The organism is Streptomyces sp. NPDC055506 (assembly GCF_053643595.1).
Window position 1 is genome coordinate 1 of the sequence record NZ_JBSHKH010000004.1, and the last position, 17,160, is coordinate 17,160.

A 17,160-nucleotide genomic window follows, 5' to 3' on the forward strand; every position below is an offset into this window, starting at 1 on the left:
CTGTGGCTGTCCCACATCAACCCCGAGAAGGGGTCAGCGGCTTACGCCCACCTGTTCCAGGGACTTGCGCAGAGGCTCCCAGCCGATGCGACGGGGCAGGCCGCGGTTGCGGGCCTGGGTGAGGGGGCGCCAGAAGCCCGCTTCCAGGAGCGTCTCGGGGGCCACCGCGCCGGCCCGCTCGAGGATCGCCTCGGGGACCTTCTGCGGGTCGGGCACCTTGTACTCGGCCATGATCTCGTCGTACTTCTCGTGCAGGACCCGGTTGTTCGGGTCGGCGCCGAAGACGACCAGTTGGCCGGTGGGTGCGGTGTCCACCTGGATCGTGACCAGGTCGGGGCGGTAGCGCGCCAGCACCTCGGTGATCTTGTAGACGTCACCGGTCCAGGCGTTGGTGTGCCGGTCCCGGGCCGCCTCGTCCACGCTGCGCGGCAGCATGTCGTCGAAGACGATCACGCTGGACCAGTCGGAGTGCTTCTCGACGTTCATGAAGTCGCGCAGGGCGTACTCGAAGATGTGCATGCCGTCGATGAACGACAGATCCAGCGTGGTGCGGCGCCAGTAGCCGATCGGGCTGCGGCCGCGGCGCAGATTGCGCAGCGGGTGACGGCCGCCCTTGAGGTGCTGGAGGGGGTTGTCACGGGCGAAGAAGTCGTCACTGGTGGCCTTCACCAGATGGACGTCGCACTTCAGCTCCGAGACCACCTTGAAGGCGGGGTCGATCGCAATGCTGGGGACGCGGGACAGGCGCAGGCTGCGCCCGTCGTTGACGCCGATCTCCAGGTAGTTGCGATTGGCGCTTACCTTGTGCAGTCCCCGGAGGAACTCATGGCGTTTCACGAAGTGGGACCTTCCTTGCGGATGCGGGGCAGTGCTTCGTGCAGGGCGGAGCGCCAGTCACGCGGCAGGGGCAGGCCGATCTCCTGCCACCGGCCGTGCGCGAGGGCGCTGTACGCCGGGCGGGGCGCGGGCCGGGGGAAGGCCGCGCTGCTGGTGGGGCGCACCCGGTCCGGGTCGGCGCCGAGGAGGGAGAACACCTCGCGGGCCAGCTCGTACCAGGTGGCCTCGCCGGCGTCGGTGGCGTGGAAGACGCCGTGCGCTTCGGAACCGAGCCGTGGTCCGAGGTCGGCGATCCGCTCGGCGACGTCCGCGCTCCAGGTGGGCTGCCCGCGCTGGTCGTCGACGACGTCGAGGGTGTCGCGGCGGGCTTCGAGACCGATCATGGTCCGCACGAAGTTAGTGCCGTGGACCCCATAGAGCCAAGCCGTGCGCACGACCGCGCTCGTCCCGGGCAGTTCCTCCAGCACGGCCCGCTCTCCGGCCAGCTTGGTGCGGCCGTAGGCGGTGCGCGGGGCCGGCGGATGGTCCTCCGGATAGGGGGCGGTCCCGGCTTCGCCGGAGAAGACGTAGTCGGTGGAGACGTGGATCAGCCGGGCGTCGTGCGCCGCGCAGGCCCGGGCCAGCAGCCGCGGTCCGTCGCCGTTGATCTCCAGGGCACGGGCCTCGTCGGTCTCGGCGTCGTCGACCGCCGTGTACGCGGCGCAGTTCACGACGAGGTCGGGGCGGTGCTCCCGCACCGCCGTGCCGACGGCCTCGGGGCGTGTGATGTCCAGGGCGGAGCGGTCCAGGCCCACCACGTCCTCGCCGCGCCGGGTGAGCTCCTCGACGACGTCGCGGCCGAGCATGCCGCCCGCTCCGGTGATCAGCCACCTCATGCGCGCTCCTGGGCGACGCGCCGCTTCAGGGGCTCCCACCAGGCACGGTTGTCGCGGTACCAGGCGACGGTCTCGGCGAGGCCGGTGGTGAAGTCGTGGGCGGGGCGGTAGCCGAGTTCGTCCCGGGCCTTGCTCCAGTCGACGGAGTAGCGCAGGTCGTGGCCCTTACGGTCCTCGACGTACTCCACCCGGTCCCAGTCCGCGCCGCAGGCATCGAGGAGCAGGCCGGTGAGTTCCTTGTTGGTGAGTTCGGTGCCGCCGCCGATGTTGTAGACCTCGCCGGGCCGGCCCTTGGTGCGGACGAGGTCGACGCCCTGGCAGTGGTCGTCGACGTGCAGCCAGTCACGGATGTTGCGGCCCTCGCCGTACAGCGGCACCTTCCTGCCGTCGAGGAGGTTGGTGACGAAGAGCGGGATGACCTTCTCGGGGAACTGGTGCGGTCCGTAGTTGTTGGAGCAGCGGGTGACGCGCACGTCCAGGCCGTGGGTGCGCTGGTAGGCGAGGGCGAGCAGGTCGGAGGAGGCCTTGGAGGCCGAGTACGGCGAGTTCGGCTGCAGCGGGTGGTCCTCCGGCCACGAGCCGGACTCGATGGAGCCGTAGACCTCGTCGGTGGAGACGTGCACGAACGGGCCCACGTCGTAGCGCAGGGCAGCGTCGAGCAGGGTCTGGGTGCCCAGCACGTTGGTGCGGACGAAGTCGGCGGCGCCGGTGATGGAGCGGTCCACATGCGACTCGGCGGCGAAGTGCACGACCTGGTCGGCGCCGGCCATCAGCTTGTCGACGAGTTCGGCGTCGCAGATGTCGCCCTGGACGAACTCCAGCCGGGGGTGGGTCAGTTCGAGGTTGTCGAGGGTGCCGGCGTAGGTGAGCTTGTCCAGCACGGTGATGCGCGGCGCGTCGGGCGCGTCCGAGGCGAGCAGCGCACGGACGTAGCGGGAGCCGATGAACCCGGCGGCACCGGTGACGAGGAGGTTCATGAAGTGATCTGCACCTTGCTGTGGTCTCCGAGGACGAGTCGGTGGGCGCTGGGGACGCTGGGGGCCGGGGTCACCTGGACATGCCGGCCGATCAGCGAGGACTCGATCCGGCCGACGCCCTGGATCGAGGAGTCCCGCAGCACGATGGAGAATTCCAGTTCGCTGTCGGTGATCCGGCAGTTCTCCGCGATCGAGGTGAAGGGACCGACGTAGGAGTCGCTGACGAGGGTTCCCGCGCCGATGACGACGGGCCCGACGATGCGGGAGTTGACGATCCGGGCGCCCTCTTCGACGACCACTCGCCCGATGGTCTGCGAGGCGTCGTCCACCGTGCCGTCGATGCGGCGTTCCATGGCTTCGAGGACCGTGCGGTTGACCTCGAGCATGTCACCGACGTTGCCGGTGTCCTTCCAGTAGCCCTTGATGACCGTGCTGCGCACATCGGCGCGGGAGTCGATCAGGTGCTGGATGGCGTGGGTGATCTCCAGCTCGCCGCGCCAGGACGGTTCGATGGCCCGCACGGCCTCGTGGATCACGGGTGTGAACAGATAGACGCCGACCAGGGCGAGATCGCTCTTGGGCCGGTCGGGTTTCTCCTCCAGGCCGATCACCTGGCCGGACGGGTCGAGTTCGGCGACACCGAAGGCGCGTGGGTCGGCCACGCGCGTGAGCAGGATCTGGGCGTCGGGCCGACTGTCGCGGAACTCGTCGACGAGGTCGGTGATGCCGCCGACGATGAAGTTGTCGCCGAGGTACATCACGAAGTCGTCGTCGCCGAGGTAGTCCTGGGCGATCAGTACCGCGTGGGCCAGCCCGAGGGGCCGCTCCTGGGGGATGTAGGTGACCTTCAGGCCGAACTTCGACCCGTCGCCCACCGCTTCCTCGATCTCCGCGGCCGTGTCCCCGACGATCATTCCCACGTCGGTGATGCCGGCCTCGGCGATCGACTCCAACCCGTAGAAGAGCACAGCCTTGTTGGCCACTGGCACCAGTTGTTTGGCCGACGTGTGTGTGATCGGCCTCAGTCTTGTTCCTGCGCCGCCGGACAGCACGAGAGCCTTCATTCGGTTCACCTTAGTCGCGATCCGGCGGATGTGAACATCACTTCTTTTAGTTGTCGACGCGCGGAGTTACTCGGATGGTCACCGCGCGGTCTCCCGCGGAGCGGTCAGTCCTCGCCCCTGACGATGTTCCACTCCGGACCGGAGTGTGTGATTCCGGGAGTGGTGGCCCGGTTCTCCACGGCGGGGAGGCAGGTCCGCAGCGCGGCCTTGCCGCGCAGTCGGCGTGCCTTCGACCAGCCGGTCTCGGGCCGACGGACGGTGGGCTTGTCACTCAGGTCCATGGACGTCACGACTCATCATCTTCCTTCTGGATCCGCTGCTGTTCGAGTAACCAAAGAGAAACCGAACAAACGCGGTCGTGACGCCCTGGACCGAGGCTGTCAACGCGTCTGCGGGGCAGCGCCGTTCACACCTGTCACGTATTGGGGCGCGCGGCGCTGATGTCGCCCAGCGCGGACTCCGGGTCGCGCTCCATGGCCATGTCGCCAAGGGAGACGATGCCCACGGGGTGGCCGTGCTCGACTACCGGGATACGGCGCACTGAGTGCTCGCGCATCAGCTCCACCGCGTGGACCAGGTCCTCGTCGGGACCGATGGTGACCGGATCGTCACTGCACGCGCCGGCCACGGTGGTCCGCTCCGGATCGGCGCCCTCGCTCACCGACCGGATCACCAGGTCACGGTCGGTGACCAACCCGCGCAGATCGTCGCCGTCCGTCACCAGGACGACGCCGAGGTCCTCGTCGCGCATGATGCGGGCCACCTGGGCGACGGAGGTCTGCGGTTCGACCGTCGCCGGGTCGCCGGTCATGATGTCGCGGACATGCTGAGCCATGACGTGCCTCTTTCCTCGGCTCTTCGGTTCCCCCGTCCGACGTCGTTCCGGGTACCCGGAGCACCCGCCCGGTCACCAGGAACTCGCGCGGGTGTTCAGCGCCCCAGCACGAGCTCCGCCCACACCTGCTTGCCGCCGCTGACCGGCAGTGTCCCCCATGTCGCCGAGACTGCTTCGACGAGGAGGACGCCCCGGCCGCCGGTGGCCTCCCAGCCGATGCTGGTCGGTCTGACCGGGGAACGGGGTGAGGCGTCGGCGACGGCTACGCGCAGGCGGTTGCCGATGAGGGTGAGGTCCATGCGGACCTGGCCGTCGGTGTGGACGAGGGCGTTGGTGACGAGTTCGGAGACGACGAGAAGAGCGGCGTCGAAGTCCTCGGTGACGCCCCAGGAGCGCAGGGTGCGCCGGGCGAAGCGGCGGGCGTGCCCGACCGCCTGCGGCACGCGCCACACCGTCCAGCTCTCCCGCAGCGGGCGCAGCTCCATGCCGTCGTAGCGCAGCAGGAGCACGGCGACGTCGTCGCTGCGCTGGGCGCTGCCGAGAAGGGCGTCGGCGACGAGCCCCAGATCGACGGGGGCCGAGGCGGCCAGCTGGTCGGCGAGGCGTTCCATGCCCTCGTCGATGTCGGAGTCGGGCGTCTCGACGAGACCGTCCGTGACCAGGGCGATCAGGGTTCCGGGCGGGAACCGGAGCGGGCTCATGGGGAAGTCGGCCTGGGTGATCACCCCGAGCGGTGGGCCGCCCTCGGCCTCCGCGATCTCGGTCGTGCCGTCCGGGTAGCGCAGCACCGGCGGCAGGTGCCCGGCGCGCACGCACCAGGCGGAGCCCTCCTCCAGGTCGATGTCGACGTAGGCGCAGGTGGCGAAGAGGTCGCTCTCCATGTCCATGAGGAGCCGGTTGGCGTGGGAGACCACCACGTCCGGCGTGTGCCCTTCGACGGCGTAGGCGCGCAGGGCGGTGCGCATCTGGCCCATCAGGGTGGCGGCGCCGGCGCTGTGGCCCTGGACGTCGCCGATGACGAGGGCGACATGGTGGTCGGGCAGCGGGATGACGTCGTACCAGTCGCCGCCGAGCTCCAGCCCCGCCGTGCTGGGCAGATAGCGGGTGACGGCCTCGGCGCCCGGCAGGCGGGGCAGGCGGCGGGGCAGCAGCTGGCGCTGCAGCATGCCGACGAGTTCGTGCTCGGCGTCGAAGGCGCGGGCCCGCGTCAGGGCCTGTCCTGCAAGGCCGGCGCAGGCGGTGAGCAGGGCGCGTTCGTCGGAGCCGAAGTCGTGCGGTGTGTCCCAGCCGATCAGGCAGGCCCCGGCCATGCGATTGCCGGCGGGCAGCGGAAGGACGGCCAGGCCGCCGGGGCCGACCTCGGCCAGACCGCGTTCCAGGGCGCTGCCCGCGGGCCAGATCCGGGCGCGCCCCTCGCGCAGGGCGGCGGCGAGGGTGGGCATGGCGCGTACGGGCGCGTCGGGCCATTCGGTGCGCCACTCCCGGCGCCACAGCTCGGGCCAGGCCTCAGGTTCGGGCGGGTCGAGGACGGTGACGACGAGCCGGTCGCTCTCCAGTTCGGCGAGTGCGATGCGGTCGGCTCTGAGCGGCCGGCGCAGGGCGGCGACCACGGCCTTGCCGACGTCGCGGACGGTGACGGCGGTGGCCAGCGCGGTGGCCAGGCGCTGGACACGGGCGACGTCGGTGACGTCGGAACGCAGTGTGGAGGCGTCGTCGACGGTGCCCACGAGCCGTGCGGAGTGGCCCACGCCGCCGGGCAGGAGGCGCCCGCGCAGCCGGAGCCACTTCGGCGGTCCGGTGGGCTGGAGCACCCGGAACTCCAGCTCCCGGTCGCCGATGGACATGTGGTCGGCCTCCACCACGGACATCAGCGAGGGCAGGTCCTCCGGCACGGTCATGCCGAGGAGGGTCTCGACCCGGCCGTCGAACTCCTCGGGGTCCAGGCCGAACAGGTCCAGCAGATCGTCGCCGGCCCGGACGCGGCCGGTGTCCATGGCGAGGCTGAACGCGCCGGGCGGCAGCTCACCGCCCTCGGCGGGCGCGGCCGGTGCGGGGAAGGCGACCGCCTCGGAGATGAGGTGCAGGCACGCGCGGTCGTCGGTGTCGAAGCCTTCGGGACGCTCGCAGACGGCGAGGAGACAGCCGCCGCCGTCCCCGTGGACGGGCAGGGCCGTCAGGAAGAAGTCCCGGGACGGCACGCGCCGGGCCTGGACGTGCTCGGCGAGTTCCGCGGGGCCCAGCGAGACGGGGCGTCCGCCACGGTGGGCCTCGGCGACCGGGGACCGCCCGGCGCGCGGATAGCTGTCGCGCAGTCCGTACAGCGTCCTCGGCACCCCGGCCGACTCCACCAGGCGCAGCAGCTCGCCGTCCTGGCTGGGTGTGTACAGGGCGGCGAACGCGGCACCGGCGAAGACGAGTGCCTGTTCGAGGACTCGGTGCACTCTTTCCGGCGATTCCTGATCGGCCGCGATCGCTTTGAGGGCACCTTCGGCACGCAGCGTTCGCGTTCCGCGTTCTCGGGGTTCTCGGGCGCCCTCACTGACCACGTTGGCCATTACAGCGCTTATGCGACACCCGCGCAGCCCCTGTGAGCGTTCCGTGGACCAGCACCGACGCGGGCACTCGAACGGAACCGAACATGTCTTTACCTATGCGTTCCGCACGCTGTTCTCGTGACAGCGGTGACTGTCCCGGCCCGTTGCGTGACTGGAAGGCTCGGTGCCGATCACGGAGGGGGACGCATGGACAAGCGGTACGAGGTGTACGCGCTGGCCGACCGGCACTTCTACGAGACACCGGACCGGCTGGCGCAAGGCGGGCAGGAGGCCTCACAGGGGGCGGCCGCGCACCTCTACGAGACGGCCCGCCGGCCCGTGCCCGAGGGCTGGGAGACGGCCCGGATCGGGGACTGGCTGACGATGACGCCGCCCGGTGCGGACGGCGAGCCCCTCCAGGGTCCCGCGCAGGGCTGGAAGATCCACGCCTCGGCGACCCGCGCGAACGCGGAGAAGATCGCAGGGATCGTCTGGGACTACTGCGTCGAGCGGCGCGTCCCCTTCAAGTTCGTGCCCGGCCCGCACCTGCTGCACCTGCGCAACACCAAGTACGCGCCCCGCGACGGCAGCGGCAAGTTCGTCACCGTCTATCCGGCCGGCGAGGAGCAGCTGCACGAGGTCCTGCGCGAGCTGGGCGCGCTGCTGGAAGGGCTCGAAGGGCCGTACATCCTCACCGATCTTCGCTGGGGCGAGGGTCCGCTGTACGTCCGCTACGGCGCCTTCGCGCGCTCGTTCGTCGTGGACGAGCGGGGCTCGCTGGTGCCGGCGGTGCGCGACGGCGATGGGCAGTTGGTGCCGGACCGGCGGACGCCGTCCTTCCAGGTGCCCGAGTGGGTGACGCTGCCGGCGTTCCTCCAGCCGCATCTCGACGCGCGGAACAACACGACGACGGGCGAGCTGCCGTACCGCATCGAGAAGGCCCTGCACTTCTCCAACGGCGGCGGGGTGTACGTGGGCACCGACACCCGCGACGGCCGCAAGGTCGTCCTCAAGGAGGGCCGGCCGCACGCGGGACTCGCCTCGGACGGGGCCGACGCGGTCGCCCGGCTGGAGCGGGAGAAGCAGGCGCTGGAGCAGGTCGCGGGCACGGGCGTGGTCCCGGAGGTGCGCGACTGGTTCGAGCTCGGCGGCCACCGGTTCCTGGTGATGGACTTCCTTCAGGGCCGTCCGCTCAACTCGTTCTTCGCCGAGCGGCATCCGCTGCTGGCCCAGGATCCCGACGCGGGGGCCGTCGCCTCCTACACGGCGTGGGCGCTGCGCATCCACCGCGAGGTGGAGAAGGCAGTGGCCGCGGTGCACGCGCGCGGCATCGTCTTCAACGACCTGCACGTCTTCAACATCATGGTCGCGCCCGACGAGGAGTCGGTCTTCCTCCTCGACTTCGAGGCGGCGGCCCCGGCCGAGGAGAACGGCCGCCAGGTGGTCGCCCACCCGGGCTTCTTCGCGCCGCCGGACCGCCGGGGCGCCGATGTCGACCGCTATGCGCTGGCCTGTCTGCGACTGGCCCTGTTCCTGCCCGTGACCACGCTGTTCGTGGTCGACCGCGGCAAGGCGGCACATCTGGCCGAGGTGATCTCGCAGGAGTTCCCGGACGTGCCGCGAGGGTTCCTCGACGAGGCCGTCTCGGAGATCACGCGGGAGGTGTCCGGCCGTACGGTGGCCGCTCCCTCCGCGCCGGTGGACCCCGGCGACTGGCCGTACAGCCGTGACTCGATGGTCAAGGCGATCCTCGCCTCGGCCACCCCGGAGCGCGACGACCGGCTCTTCCCGGGCGATGTCGCCCAGTTCTCCGACGGCGGCGGGCTCGGGCTCGCCCACGGCGCCGCCGGGGTGCTGTACGCGCTGGACGCGACCGGCGCCGAGCGGTACGAGGAGGGCGAGCGCTGGCTGCTCACCCGGACGGCACCGGCACCGGTCGGTACGCCGCTCGGCCTGTACGAGGGGCTCGCGGGCGTCGCCCTGGTCCTGGACCGGCTCGGGCACCGGCAGCGGGCGCTGGACCTGGTCGAGGGCATCCTCGCCGAGCGGTGGCAGAACCTCTCCTCGGACCTGCACGGCGGACTGGCGGGACTGGGGCTCGTCCTGGGGCGGCTGGCCGAGACGACCGGCGAGACGGAGCTGCGCGAGCGGGCCGACGAGGCCGCGCGGATCCTCGTGCAGCGGCTCACCGAGCCGCCCCCGGCCACGCCCAAACGGCGCGCCGGACTCCTCCGGGGCGCGAGCGGTCCCGCGCTGCTCATGCTGCGGCAGTACGAGTGGACCGGCAAAGCGGGATGGCTGGACGCCGCGGCCATCGCCCTGCGCCGGGACCTGGAGTCCTGCGCGACCCGCGAGGGCGGGGCGCTGGAGGTCGACGAGGGCTGGCGGACCCTGCCCTACCTCGGCGACGGCAGCGCGGGACTCGGCATGGTCCTCGACGACCTCGTGGCCCACGCCCCGGACCTCGCCGCGGAGTTCGAGCAGGCCCGCTCCGGTGTGCTCACCGCGGCCACCTCACGCTTCTACGCGCAGCCCGGGCTCTTCCAGGGCCGCGCCGGAATGATCCTGCACCTCAGCCGCACGACCACACCGGGCGCGACCGCGGACCGGCTGGCCGGGCAGATCGCCGGGCTCGGCTGGTGCGCCATGGCGTACCAGGGCCAACTGGCCTTCCCCGGCCACCAGATGATGCGGCTGTCCATGGACCTCGCCACCGGAACGGCAGGGTGCCTGCTGGCGCTCGGCACGGCCCTCGACCCGGCGACCGACGCCCACCTGCCGTTCCTCCCGCCGCCGCACCGGCGGCCCCACTGACGCGGTTCCGCGATCCCGCGGAGTCGTGACACCACCCCGTCCCCACGGATGACCACGGACGGACACCCAACGGAAGGACACACCATGGCACTTCTCGACCTGCAGACGATCGAGTCCGAAGAGCGCACGGACTTCGGCGGCAACAGCACGGTGAGCCTGATCTCCTGCATCAGCGCCGCGAGCGTCCTGCTCTGTCTCTGATCGCGTCTGCGGTACGGCACCGGGCGGCCTTCTCCCTTCGGGGACGGGGCCGCCCGGGGTCCCTCCCGTCCCACGAAAGGCCCCCATGAGCACGCGTGGTGACGACGACCCGGCGGCCGGACACGGCCGCACGCTGCTGCGTACGGCCACCCGGTACAGCGGGGCCCGCTGTGTGGCCCTGTGCCTGGTGAGCATCGCCGCGACCGGTGCCGGGCTGCTGCTGCCGGCCGCGCTCGGCCGGGCCCTCGATCTTCTGCTGGCGCAGGCTCCGGCGACCCGCTGGGTGCTCTACTGCGCCGGCCTCGTGCTGCTGCTCGCCCTGCTCGACGCGGCGCAGACCGTCCTCACCGACACCGTCGACGCCCGCACCACCGCGTGGCTGCGCCGCACACTGACCGGGCACGTCCTGGGCGTCGGCCCCCGGGCGGCCGACCGCTTCGGCTCCGGTGACCTCGTCGCGCGTCTGGTCGGCAACGCGGCCGAGGCGGGGACCACGCCCGCGGCCCGGGCGGGGCTCGTGGCGGCGCTGGCCGGCCCGATCGGCGGTGTGGTCGCGCTCGGCCTGATCGACTGGTGGCTCGCGGCCGTCTTCCTCGCCGGAGCCCCCGTCCTCACTCTTCTGCTGCGCGCCGTCTCCCGTGACACCTCGGCGAGCGCCGCCCGGTATCAGCAGGCCCAGGGCCGGATCGCGGCCGCGCTGGCGGAGGCCGTCGAGGGCGTCCGTACCGTCCGGGCGGCGGGTACGGAGGACAAGGAGACCGCCCGTGTGCTGCGGCCGCTGCCCGAGCTGTCCCGGGCCGGACACCGCATGTGGCGGGTGCAGGGGCGGGCCGCCGCGCAGGCAGTCGCCGTGGCGCCGCTGCTGCACCTCGGGGTCGTCGCCGTGGCCGGTGTGCTCCTCACCCGGGACCGGCTGTCGGTGCGGGACGTCCTGGCGGCCTCGCGGTACGCGGTGCTGGCGACGGGCGTCGGCGTCCTGGTCGGCCGGCTCGCGGGCCTGGCCCGGGCCCGGGCGGCGGCCGGGCGTCTCGGGGAGGTCCGGGCCGAGCCCGCGACCGGGTTCGGCGCGCGCCGGCTGCCCAACGGGCCCGGCCGGCTGGAGCTGCGCGGCGTGACGGCCCAGCGGGGCGGACGCACCGTGCTCGACGGAGTGGACCTCGTCGTGCCGGGCGGCACGACACTGGCCGTGGTCGGCCCGTCCGGTGCGGGCAAATCGCTGCTGGCGGCGCTCGCCGGACGGCTGGCCGACCCGGACGAGGGCGAGGTGCTCCTCGACGGGGTGCCGCTGCGCGACCTGCCGCACGCCGACCTGCGCCGCGCCGTCGGCTACGCCTTCGCCCGCCCGGCTCTCCTGGGCGGCACGGTCGGGCAGGCGATCGGCCTCGGCCTGCCGGACCCCTCCCCCGCCCGCGTCCGTGAGGCCGCCCGCACGGCCCTCGCCGACGACTTCGTCCGCCGCCTTCCCGACGGATACGACACGGCCGTCGCCGACGCCCCGCGCTCCGGCGGCGAGTCCCAACGACTCGGCCTCGCCAGGGCGTTCGCCCACGGCGGCCGGCTGCTGATCCTGGACGACGCCCTCTCCAGCCTGGACACGGTGACGGAACGCCACATCACCGACGCCCTCCTCGGCGACGGCCCGGCCGGCACCCGGCTGCTGGTCGCCCACCGCAGCGCGACGGCGGCGTGCGCCGACACGGTGGCCTGGCTGGACGGGGGGCGCGTGCGGGCGGTGGGGCGGCACGAGGAGCTGTGGCGGCTCGCGGAGTACCGGGCGGCGTTCGGGGAGGGCGCGGAATCGGCGAGTACGGGTGCGAGTGCGGAGGGGGGTGTGCCGGCATGACGGGCCGGATCCGTACGCGCGCGGCGTCCCAGGACGGCGGATCACCCGCCGGAACCGGCCTCCCCGCCCGGGGCCTGCGCTTCCTGCTGGCCCGCCGCCGCGTGCTGCTGCGCCTGGTCGCCTGGTCCGTGCTCGAGACCGGGCAGACCTTCCTCATCGGCTACGGCCCTGCCCGCGCCCTGGACGAGGGGTTCCTGCGCGGGCGGGCGGATGTCGGGCTGATCTGGCTGGCGGTGACCGGGGTCGGTGTGCTCGTCGGCGCGTACGGGACCGCGCGGGTGTACGCCGCCGTCGCGGCGCTGGTCGAGCCCCTACGGGACCGGCTCGTGGAGCGGGTCGTCTCCCGCGGGGTGCGGACCGGTGACACGGGTTCGTTGTCGGGGCTCACGCAGCAGGTGGAGATCGCCCGGGACACCTTCGCCGGACTGGTGATGGTCTCCCGCTCCTTCGTGTTCACCGCCGCGGGAGCCCTGGCCGGCCTCTTCGCCCTCGCCCCGCCGCTGCTGCTCGTCGTCGGGCCGCCTCTCGCCGCCGGAGTGGCGCTGTTCGCGGTGACACTGCGGCCGCTGGCCCGGCGGCAGGAGACCTTCCTCGTCGCCGACGAGGCGCTGGCCGGTGAGCTGGGCGCCGTCTGTCCGGGCCTGCGGGACATCACGGCGACCGGCGCGGAGGCGCAGATCGCCGCCGGCACCGGCGAACGGGTCGAGGCGGAACTGCGCGCGGCGCGTGCCCTGGCGCACTGGGGCGTGCTGCGCGTGGCGTCCCTGGCTGTCGGTGGCCAGTTGCCGATCGTGCTGCTGCTCGCCGCCGCCCCGTGGCTCCTGGACCGCGGCGTCACCACGGGCGCCCTGGTCGGTGCCCTGTCCTACGTCACCCAGTCCCTGCTGCCCGCCCTGCGCAACCTGGTCCACGGTCTGGGCACCAGCGGCTCCCGACTGACGGTGGTGCTGCGCAGGCTGGCCCGGGCGGACACCGGCACGCCCACGGCGAAACCGGACCCCGCACGCCCCGCGCCGGAACCCGGCGAGGAATCCGGCGAGGGCTCGCCCCCGGCCCTCTCCCTCACCTCCGCCACCTTCGCCTACGGCCCGGCCAGCACCCCCGTGGTCCAGGACCTCGACCTCACCCTCCCGGCCGGCTCGCACCTGGCCGTCGTCGGCCCCAGCGGCACCGGCAAGTCGACACTCACTGCACTCGTCGCCGGGCTCCTCACGCCGGACCGGGGGACGATCACGGTGGGCGGACACGCCGTGCCCGGGCCTGAGGCGGCCGCCGCCCGCGTGCTCATCCCGCAGGAGGCGTACGTCTTCGACGCCACCCTGGCCGAGAACCTCGCGTACCTGCGGACGGATCCGGTCCCCGAGGAGGAACTGCTCGCGGCGGCGGAGGCGGTCGGCCTCGCCCCACTGGCCGACCGGCTCGGCGGTCTCGGCGCGCGGGTCGACCCGGCGGCCCTGTCGGCCGGCGAACGGCAGCTGGTGGCGCTGACCAGGGCTTATCTGTCGTATGCCCCGCTCGCCCTGCTCGACGAGGCGACCTGCCACCTGGATCCGGAGACGGAGGAGCGCGCGGAGCGGGCCTTCGCCGCGCGGCCGGGCGGAACCCTGGTGGTCGTCGCCCACCGCATCAGCTCGGCCCGCCGCGCCGGGCGGGTGCTGGTCATGGACGGCAGGAGCACGGCGTTCGGCGGTCACGAGGAACTGCTGCGGACCTCGGCGCTCTACCGGGACCTCGTCGGCTCCTGGACGTCCGGCCCGGCCCGGCGGCGGTCAGAGCCAGCCCTGTCCCTGCGAGATACGGATCGCGTCGATGCGGTTGCGGGCCCCGGTCTTGCGGGTGATGGCCGCCATGTAGTTGCGCACGGTCCCATGGGACAGGTGCAGGCTCCCGGCGATCTCCGCGATGGAGGCTCCCTCGGCGGCGAGGGTTAGCACGCTCAGCTCTCTGCGGGTCAGCGGCATCTCGGCGGCTCTGAGGAAACCGAAGCCCAGCGAGTCGTTGACGAAACGTTCCCCCTCAGCAACGCGGCGGATTCCGCGCAGCAGATTCTGCGGCGAGCTCTCCTTGTCGACGTAGCCGAGCGCCCCCGCCTCGACCGCCCGTTTCAGCAGTCCGGGCCTGTTGGCGGTGGCGAGCACGAGTAATCGCGGGCGCGACCGGTCCGGGCCCGGCCGGCACAGCTCGCCCAGCGGCGGGATGCCGTAGGAGTCCGCGCACTCCAGGTCCGCCGCACAGACGTCCGGACACACGGAGCGCACCAGGCCCGAGGCGCCGCGCCACGGCGTGTCGTGCACCGCCAGATCGGGCTCCCCCCGCAGCCACTCCGCCAGCACCGATCTCACCAGACATTCGTCGTGCACCAACAGCACCCGAATCACTGCCGCCCCCCTCGCTCGCCGTACGCCCCCTCGTCGTGTTGAGCGTGTGCCCCATTGTTCGCGACGGTGACCGTGCGTGCGCGCGAAGATCCAGCCATAAGGGTGCGCGGGGGCGCACGCGCGGCGCCCGTACGCCCGGCCGCGCTTCGACTTCGGCGGCATGAGAAACGGCCGTCGGGGTACGCGAGCTCCCTTGATGGAGCCGAAAGACTGTAACCGATGGTAACTGTGGATCGTCCCGGTGTCGCTCGTCGTGCGCGACGGGCCGCCAGGGTGGAGATTTGTTCCTGAGCCCGGTCGCGCGGCCGTGCGAGGAGGTGGTCGGCGTGTCCGAGGGGCAGTCGTCCGCACAGGCGCCGGCAGCCGCCAGGACGCAGGTCGGCCGTCCGCTGCTGTCCCTGGCCCTGGCCTCGATGATGGACGAGGTGCACGCCCACTCCGGCGCGGTGTACCTGATGGCTCCGGACCAGCCGGTGCTGGAGATGGCGGTGATGGCCGGGCTGCCCCGGGCGTTCGCGGCGCCCTGGGAGCGGGTGGGGCTGAGCGCGCCGATCCCGGTCGCGGACGCGGCACGCGAGCGGCGGCTGGTCTGGGTCGGCGGCGAGGAGGAGATGGCCCGCCACTACCCGCGGATCGCCGTGGTGCTGCCCTATCCGTTCGCCCTGGCCGCGGTGCCGGTGGCGACCGAGTCCACCGTCTACGGAGCGGTCTTCGTGACCTGGCCGGGCGGGCATCCGCCAGAGCTGTCCGACCATGAGCGCGAGCATCTGACGGCGGCCTGCGGCCGGCTCGCTGTCCGGCTGGAGCGGGCGGCCGAGCACAGCATCCCGCCGCACCCCGAGACCGACATGCTGGCCTCGCCGCTGGTGGGCGGGATCGCCGGCACGCTCGGCACGGTCGAGGCGGCCCGGATGGTGAGCCGGCTGCCGTACGGGCTGGTGTCGCTGGATCTGCACGGGCGGGTCGGCTTCGTCAACGCGGCGGCGGCCGAGCTGCTGAACGTCCCGGTCAGCCGGCTGCTGGGCACCCAGCTGTGGGCGTCGGTGCCGTGGCTCAACGATCCGGTGTACGAGGACCGTTACCGGGCCGCGCTGATGAGCCAGCACACCACCTCGTTCGTGGCGCTGCGGCCACCCGGTGAGTGGCTGTCGTTCCGGCTGTATCCCAGCACCACGGGCCTCAGTGTCCGGATCACCAGGTCGAAGGCCGTCTCGGAGATGAACCGGGCCGCACCGCCACCCGACGGCAAGCCGTCCCGGCTGGTCACCATGTCGCAGGTGCTGGACCTGGCCAGCGCGCTCACCGAGGCGGTGGGGGTGCAGGACGTGGTGCAGCTGGTCGCGGACGAGATCGCCCCGGCCGTGGGCAGCCAGGCCCTGGTCGTGCTGGGCTCGCGGGCGAACCGGCTGCGCGTGCTCGGGCATCGCGGGTACCGGGACGCGCACGTGGTGGAGCGGTTCGACGGGATGCCGCTCACCGAGCCGATGCCCGGCACGAAGGTGCTGCGGACGGGCGTGCCCGCGTTCTTCGAGTCGCGGGAACAGCTGGAGCGCCTCTATCCGGCACGGCTCGCCACTCCGGACGGGTTCGCGGCCTGGGCCTATCTGCCGCTGATCGCCCAGGGGCGGCCGGTGGGGACGTGCGTGCTCTCCTTCACCGAGCCGCACCCCTTCCCGACGGAGGAGCGGGCGGTGCTGACCAGCCTGGCCGGGCTGATCGCCCAGGCGCTGGAGCGGGCCCTGCTCTACGACGCCAAGCACCGGCTCGCGCACGGCCTCCAGGAGGCGCTGCTGCCGCACTCGCTGCCGTCGCTGCCCGGGATCGAGGCGGCCGGCCGCTATGTGCCGGCCACTCAGGGCATGGACATCGGCGGCGACTTCTACGACCTGGTGCGCACACAGGGGATGGCGGCGGCGGTGATCGGGGACGTGCAGGGACACAACGTCACGGCGGCCGGGCTGATGGGGCAGGTCCGCACCGCGGTGCGCGCGTACACGACCGTGGGCCAGGCGCCCGAGGAGGTCATGCGCAGCACCAACCGGCTGCTGCTCGACCTCGGGGCCGAACTGTTCGCCAGCTGCCTGTATCTGCGGCTCGACCCGGCGCACGGCCGGGCCGTGATGTCCCGGGCGGGTCATCCGCCGCCGCTGCTGAGACGGCCGGACGGGCGGGTGCGCGTCCTGGACCTGGCCGGGGGCCCACTGCTGGGCATCGACGCCTCGGCGGTGTACCCGACGACGGAGGTCGCCCTCGCCCCCGGCTCGCTGCTCGTCCTCTACACCGACGGGCTGGTCGAGTCTCCCGGCACGGACTTCGAGGAGGCCGTCGCGGACCTGGGCCGGCGGCTGGCCGACGCCGGGGACCAGCCGCTGGACGAGCTGGCCGACAGTCTCGTTCATCAGGAGCGGCACCACCGGGACGGGGAGGAACGGCTCGACGACATCGCGCTGTTGCTGCTCAGGGCCGTCGGATAGGGCGGGCCGGGCACGGTACGCGGGCGGGCCGGGCCTCCAGGGGGAGGGCCGGCCCGTCGCACCGCCGGACGGTGCCCGAAACGCCGGTGGGCCGGCCCGGTCCCGCCAGGAAGGGGGCGGTACCGGGCCGGCATCGTCGGACCGGCTCCGACGGTCTCGGATCAGCGGGACTCGGTCAGACCCGAGTTGTCCTGGACGCCCTGCCCGGCGTCCTGACCGGCACCAGCACCGGCACCAGCTCCCGCTTCCTCGCCTCCGGCCTGCTCGCCGGCACCAGCGCCGGCCTCTTCACCAACACCGGCCTCTTCACCGGCACCCGCACCAGCAC

Annotated in this window: 13 protein-coding genes and 1 pseudogene; 6 read left to right on the top strand and 8 right to left on the bottom strand. The window is 72.8% G+C overall.

The window, feature by feature from the left end; genetic code table 11:
* Positions 1 to 33: 33 nt before the first annotated feature.
* The 7 genes from ACWIF2_RS02455 to ACWIF2_RS02485 form a co-directional block, all read right to left on the bottom strand.
* Positions 34 to 837: a class I SAM-dependent methyltransferase gene (locus ACWIF2_RS02455; protein ID WP_454358160.1), complete on the bottom strand. Its 804-nt coding sequence runs from the start codon at positions 835 to 837 to the stop codon at positions 34 to 36.
* Positions 834 to 1,712, bottom strand: coding sequence for a dTDP-4-dehydrorhamnose reductase (rfbD, locus tag ACWIF2_RS02460; RefSeq protein WP_454358161.1), 879 nt, complete (start codon positions 1,710 to 1,712; stop codon positions 834 to 836). Before rfbD ends, ACWIF2_RS02455 begins: the two co-directional genes overlap by 4 nt.
* Entirely contained in the window at positions 1,709 to 2,689 is a 981-nt protein-coding gene (gene rfbB, locus ACWIF2_RS02465) for a dTDP-glucose 4,6-dehydratase (protein WP_454358162.1), read from the bottom strand. Before rfbB ends, rfbD begins: the two co-directional genes overlap by 4 nt.
* Entirely contained in the window at positions 2,686 to 3,753 is a 1,068-nt protein-coding gene (locus ACWIF2_RS02470; RefSeq protein ID WP_399022479.1) for a glucose-1-phosphate thymidylyltransferase, read from the bottom strand. The genes rfbB and ACWIF2_RS02470 overlap by 4 nt, the downstream gene beginning before the upstream one ends.
* Before the next feature lie 104 nt (positions 3,754 to 3,857).
* Positions 3,858 to 4,043: a hypothetical protein gene (locus tag ACWIF2_RS02475; RefSeq protein WP_454358298.1), complete on the bottom strand. Its 186-nt coding sequence runs from the start codon at positions 4,041 to 4,043 to the stop codon at positions 3,858 to 3,860.
* A 125-nt stretch (positions 4,044 to 4,168) separates the two neighbouring features.
* Entirely contained in the window at positions 4,169 to 4,588 is a 420-nt protein-coding gene (locus tag ACWIF2_RS02480; RefSeq protein WP_454358163.1) for a CBS domain-containing protein, read from the bottom strand.
* Between the two features lie 95 nt (positions 4,589 to 4,683).
* Positions 4,684 to 7,143 (bottom strand): SpoIIE family protein phosphatase, encoded by a 2,460-nt coding sequence (locus ACWIF2_RS02485; RefSeq protein WP_454358164.1) that lies wholly within the window; start codon positions 7,141 to 7,143, stop codon positions 4,684 to 4,686.
* Positions 7,144 to 7,329: 186 nt separating this feature from the next.
* Between ACWIF2_RS02485 and lanKC the strand changes: the two genes are divergently transcribed.
* The 4 genes from lanKC to ACWIF2_RS02505 all read left to right on the top strand — a co-directional run bounded on the left by lanKC (position 7,330) and on the right by ACWIF2_RS02505 (position 13,911).
* Positions 7,330 to 9,936 (top strand): class III lanthionine synthetase LanKC, encoded by a 2,607-nt coding sequence (lanKC, locus tag ACWIF2_RS02490; RefSeq protein ID WP_454358165.1) that lies wholly within the window; start codon positions 7,330 to 7,332, stop codon positions 9,934 to 9,936.
* Between the two features lie 84 nt (positions 9,937 to 10,020).
* Positions 10,021 to 10,137: a SapB/AmfS family lanthipeptide gene (locus ACWIF2_RS02495; RefSeq protein ID WP_454358166.1), complete on the top strand. Its 117-nt coding sequence runs from the start codon at positions 10,021 to 10,023 to the stop codon at positions 10,135 to 10,137.
* A gap of 85 nt (positions 10,138 to 10,222) precedes the next feature.
* Positions 10,223 to 11,980: an ABC transporter ATP-binding protein gene (locus tag ACWIF2_RS02500; protein ID WP_454358167.1), complete on the top strand. Its 1,758-nt coding sequence runs from the start codon at positions 10,223 to 10,225 to the stop codon at positions 11,978 to 11,980.
* The gene (locus ACWIF2_RS02505; protein WP_454358168.1) at positions 11,977 to 13,911 is read left to right on the top strand and encodes an ATP-binding cassette domain-containing protein; all 1,935 of its coding nucleotides are present in this window, start codon (positions 11,977 to 11,979) and stop codon (positions 13,909 to 13,911) included. Before ACWIF2_RS02500 ends, ACWIF2_RS02505 begins: the two co-directional genes overlap by 4 nt.
* On the opposite strand, the pseudogene ACWIF2_RS02510 reads toward ACWIF2_RS02505, so the two are convergent.
* Positions 13,834 to 14,520: pseudogene (locus tag ACWIF2_RS02510) on the bottom strand (response regulator transcription factor); the annotation flags it as partial. The gene ACWIF2_RS02505 and the pseudogene ACWIF2_RS02510 overlap by 78 nt on opposite strands.
* A gap of 155 nt (positions 14,521 to 14,675) precedes the next feature.
* Here ACWIF2_RS02510 and ACWIF2_RS02515 point away from each other — a divergent pair.
* The gene (locus tag ACWIF2_RS02515) at positions 14,676 to 16,832 is read left to right on the top strand and encodes a SpoIIE family protein phosphatase (RefSeq protein WP_454358292.1); all 2,157 of its coding nucleotides are present in this window, start codon (positions 14,676 to 14,678) and stop codon (positions 16,830 to 16,832) included.
* A gap of 71 nt (positions 16,833 to 16,903) precedes the next feature.
* Positions 16,904 to 17,160, top strand: a 257-nt coding sequence (locus ACWIF2_RS02520) for a hypothetical protein (protein ID WP_454358169.1), incomplete at its 3' end; no start/stop codon positions are given.

Bases quoted from the DNA above. Each gene is read 5' to 3' on its own strand.
- ACWIF2_RS02505 (WP_454358168.1), top strand. From the start codon at position 11,977: ATGACGGGCCGGATCCGTACGCGCGCGGCGTCCCAGGACGGCGGATCA.
- rfbD (WP_454358161.1), bottom strand. From the start codon at position 1,712: ATGAGGTGGCTGATCACCGGAGCGGGCGGCATGCTCGGCCGCGACGTC.
- ACWIF2_RS02480 (WP_454358163.1), bottom strand. From the start codon at position 4,588: ATGGCTCAGCATGTCCGCGACATCATGACCGGCGACCCGGCGACGGTC.
- rfbB (WP_454358162.1), bottom strand. From the start codon at position 2,689: ATGAACCTCCTCGTCACCGGTGCCGCCGGGTTCATCGGCTCCCGCTAC.
- ACWIF2_RS02495 (WP_454358166.1), top strand. From the start codon at position 10,021: ATGGCACTTCTCGACCTGCAGACGATCGAGTCCGAAGAGCGCACGGAC.
- ACWIF2_RS02500 (WP_454358167.1), top strand. From the start codon at position 10,223: ATGAGCACGCGTGGTGACGACGACCCGGCGGCCGGACACGGCCGCACG.
- ACWIF2_RS02485 (WP_454358164.1), bottom strand. From the start codon at position 7,143: ATGGCCAACGTGGTCAGTGAGGGCGCCCGAGAACCCCGAGAACGCGGA.
- lanKC (WP_454358165.1), top strand. From the start codon at position 7,330: ATGGACAAGCGGTACGAGGTGTACGCGCTGGCCGACCGGCACTTCTAC.
- ACWIF2_RS02470 (WP_399022479.1), bottom strand. From the start codon at position 3,753: ATGAAGGCTCTCGTGCTGTCCGGCGGCGCAGGAACAAGACTGAGGCCG.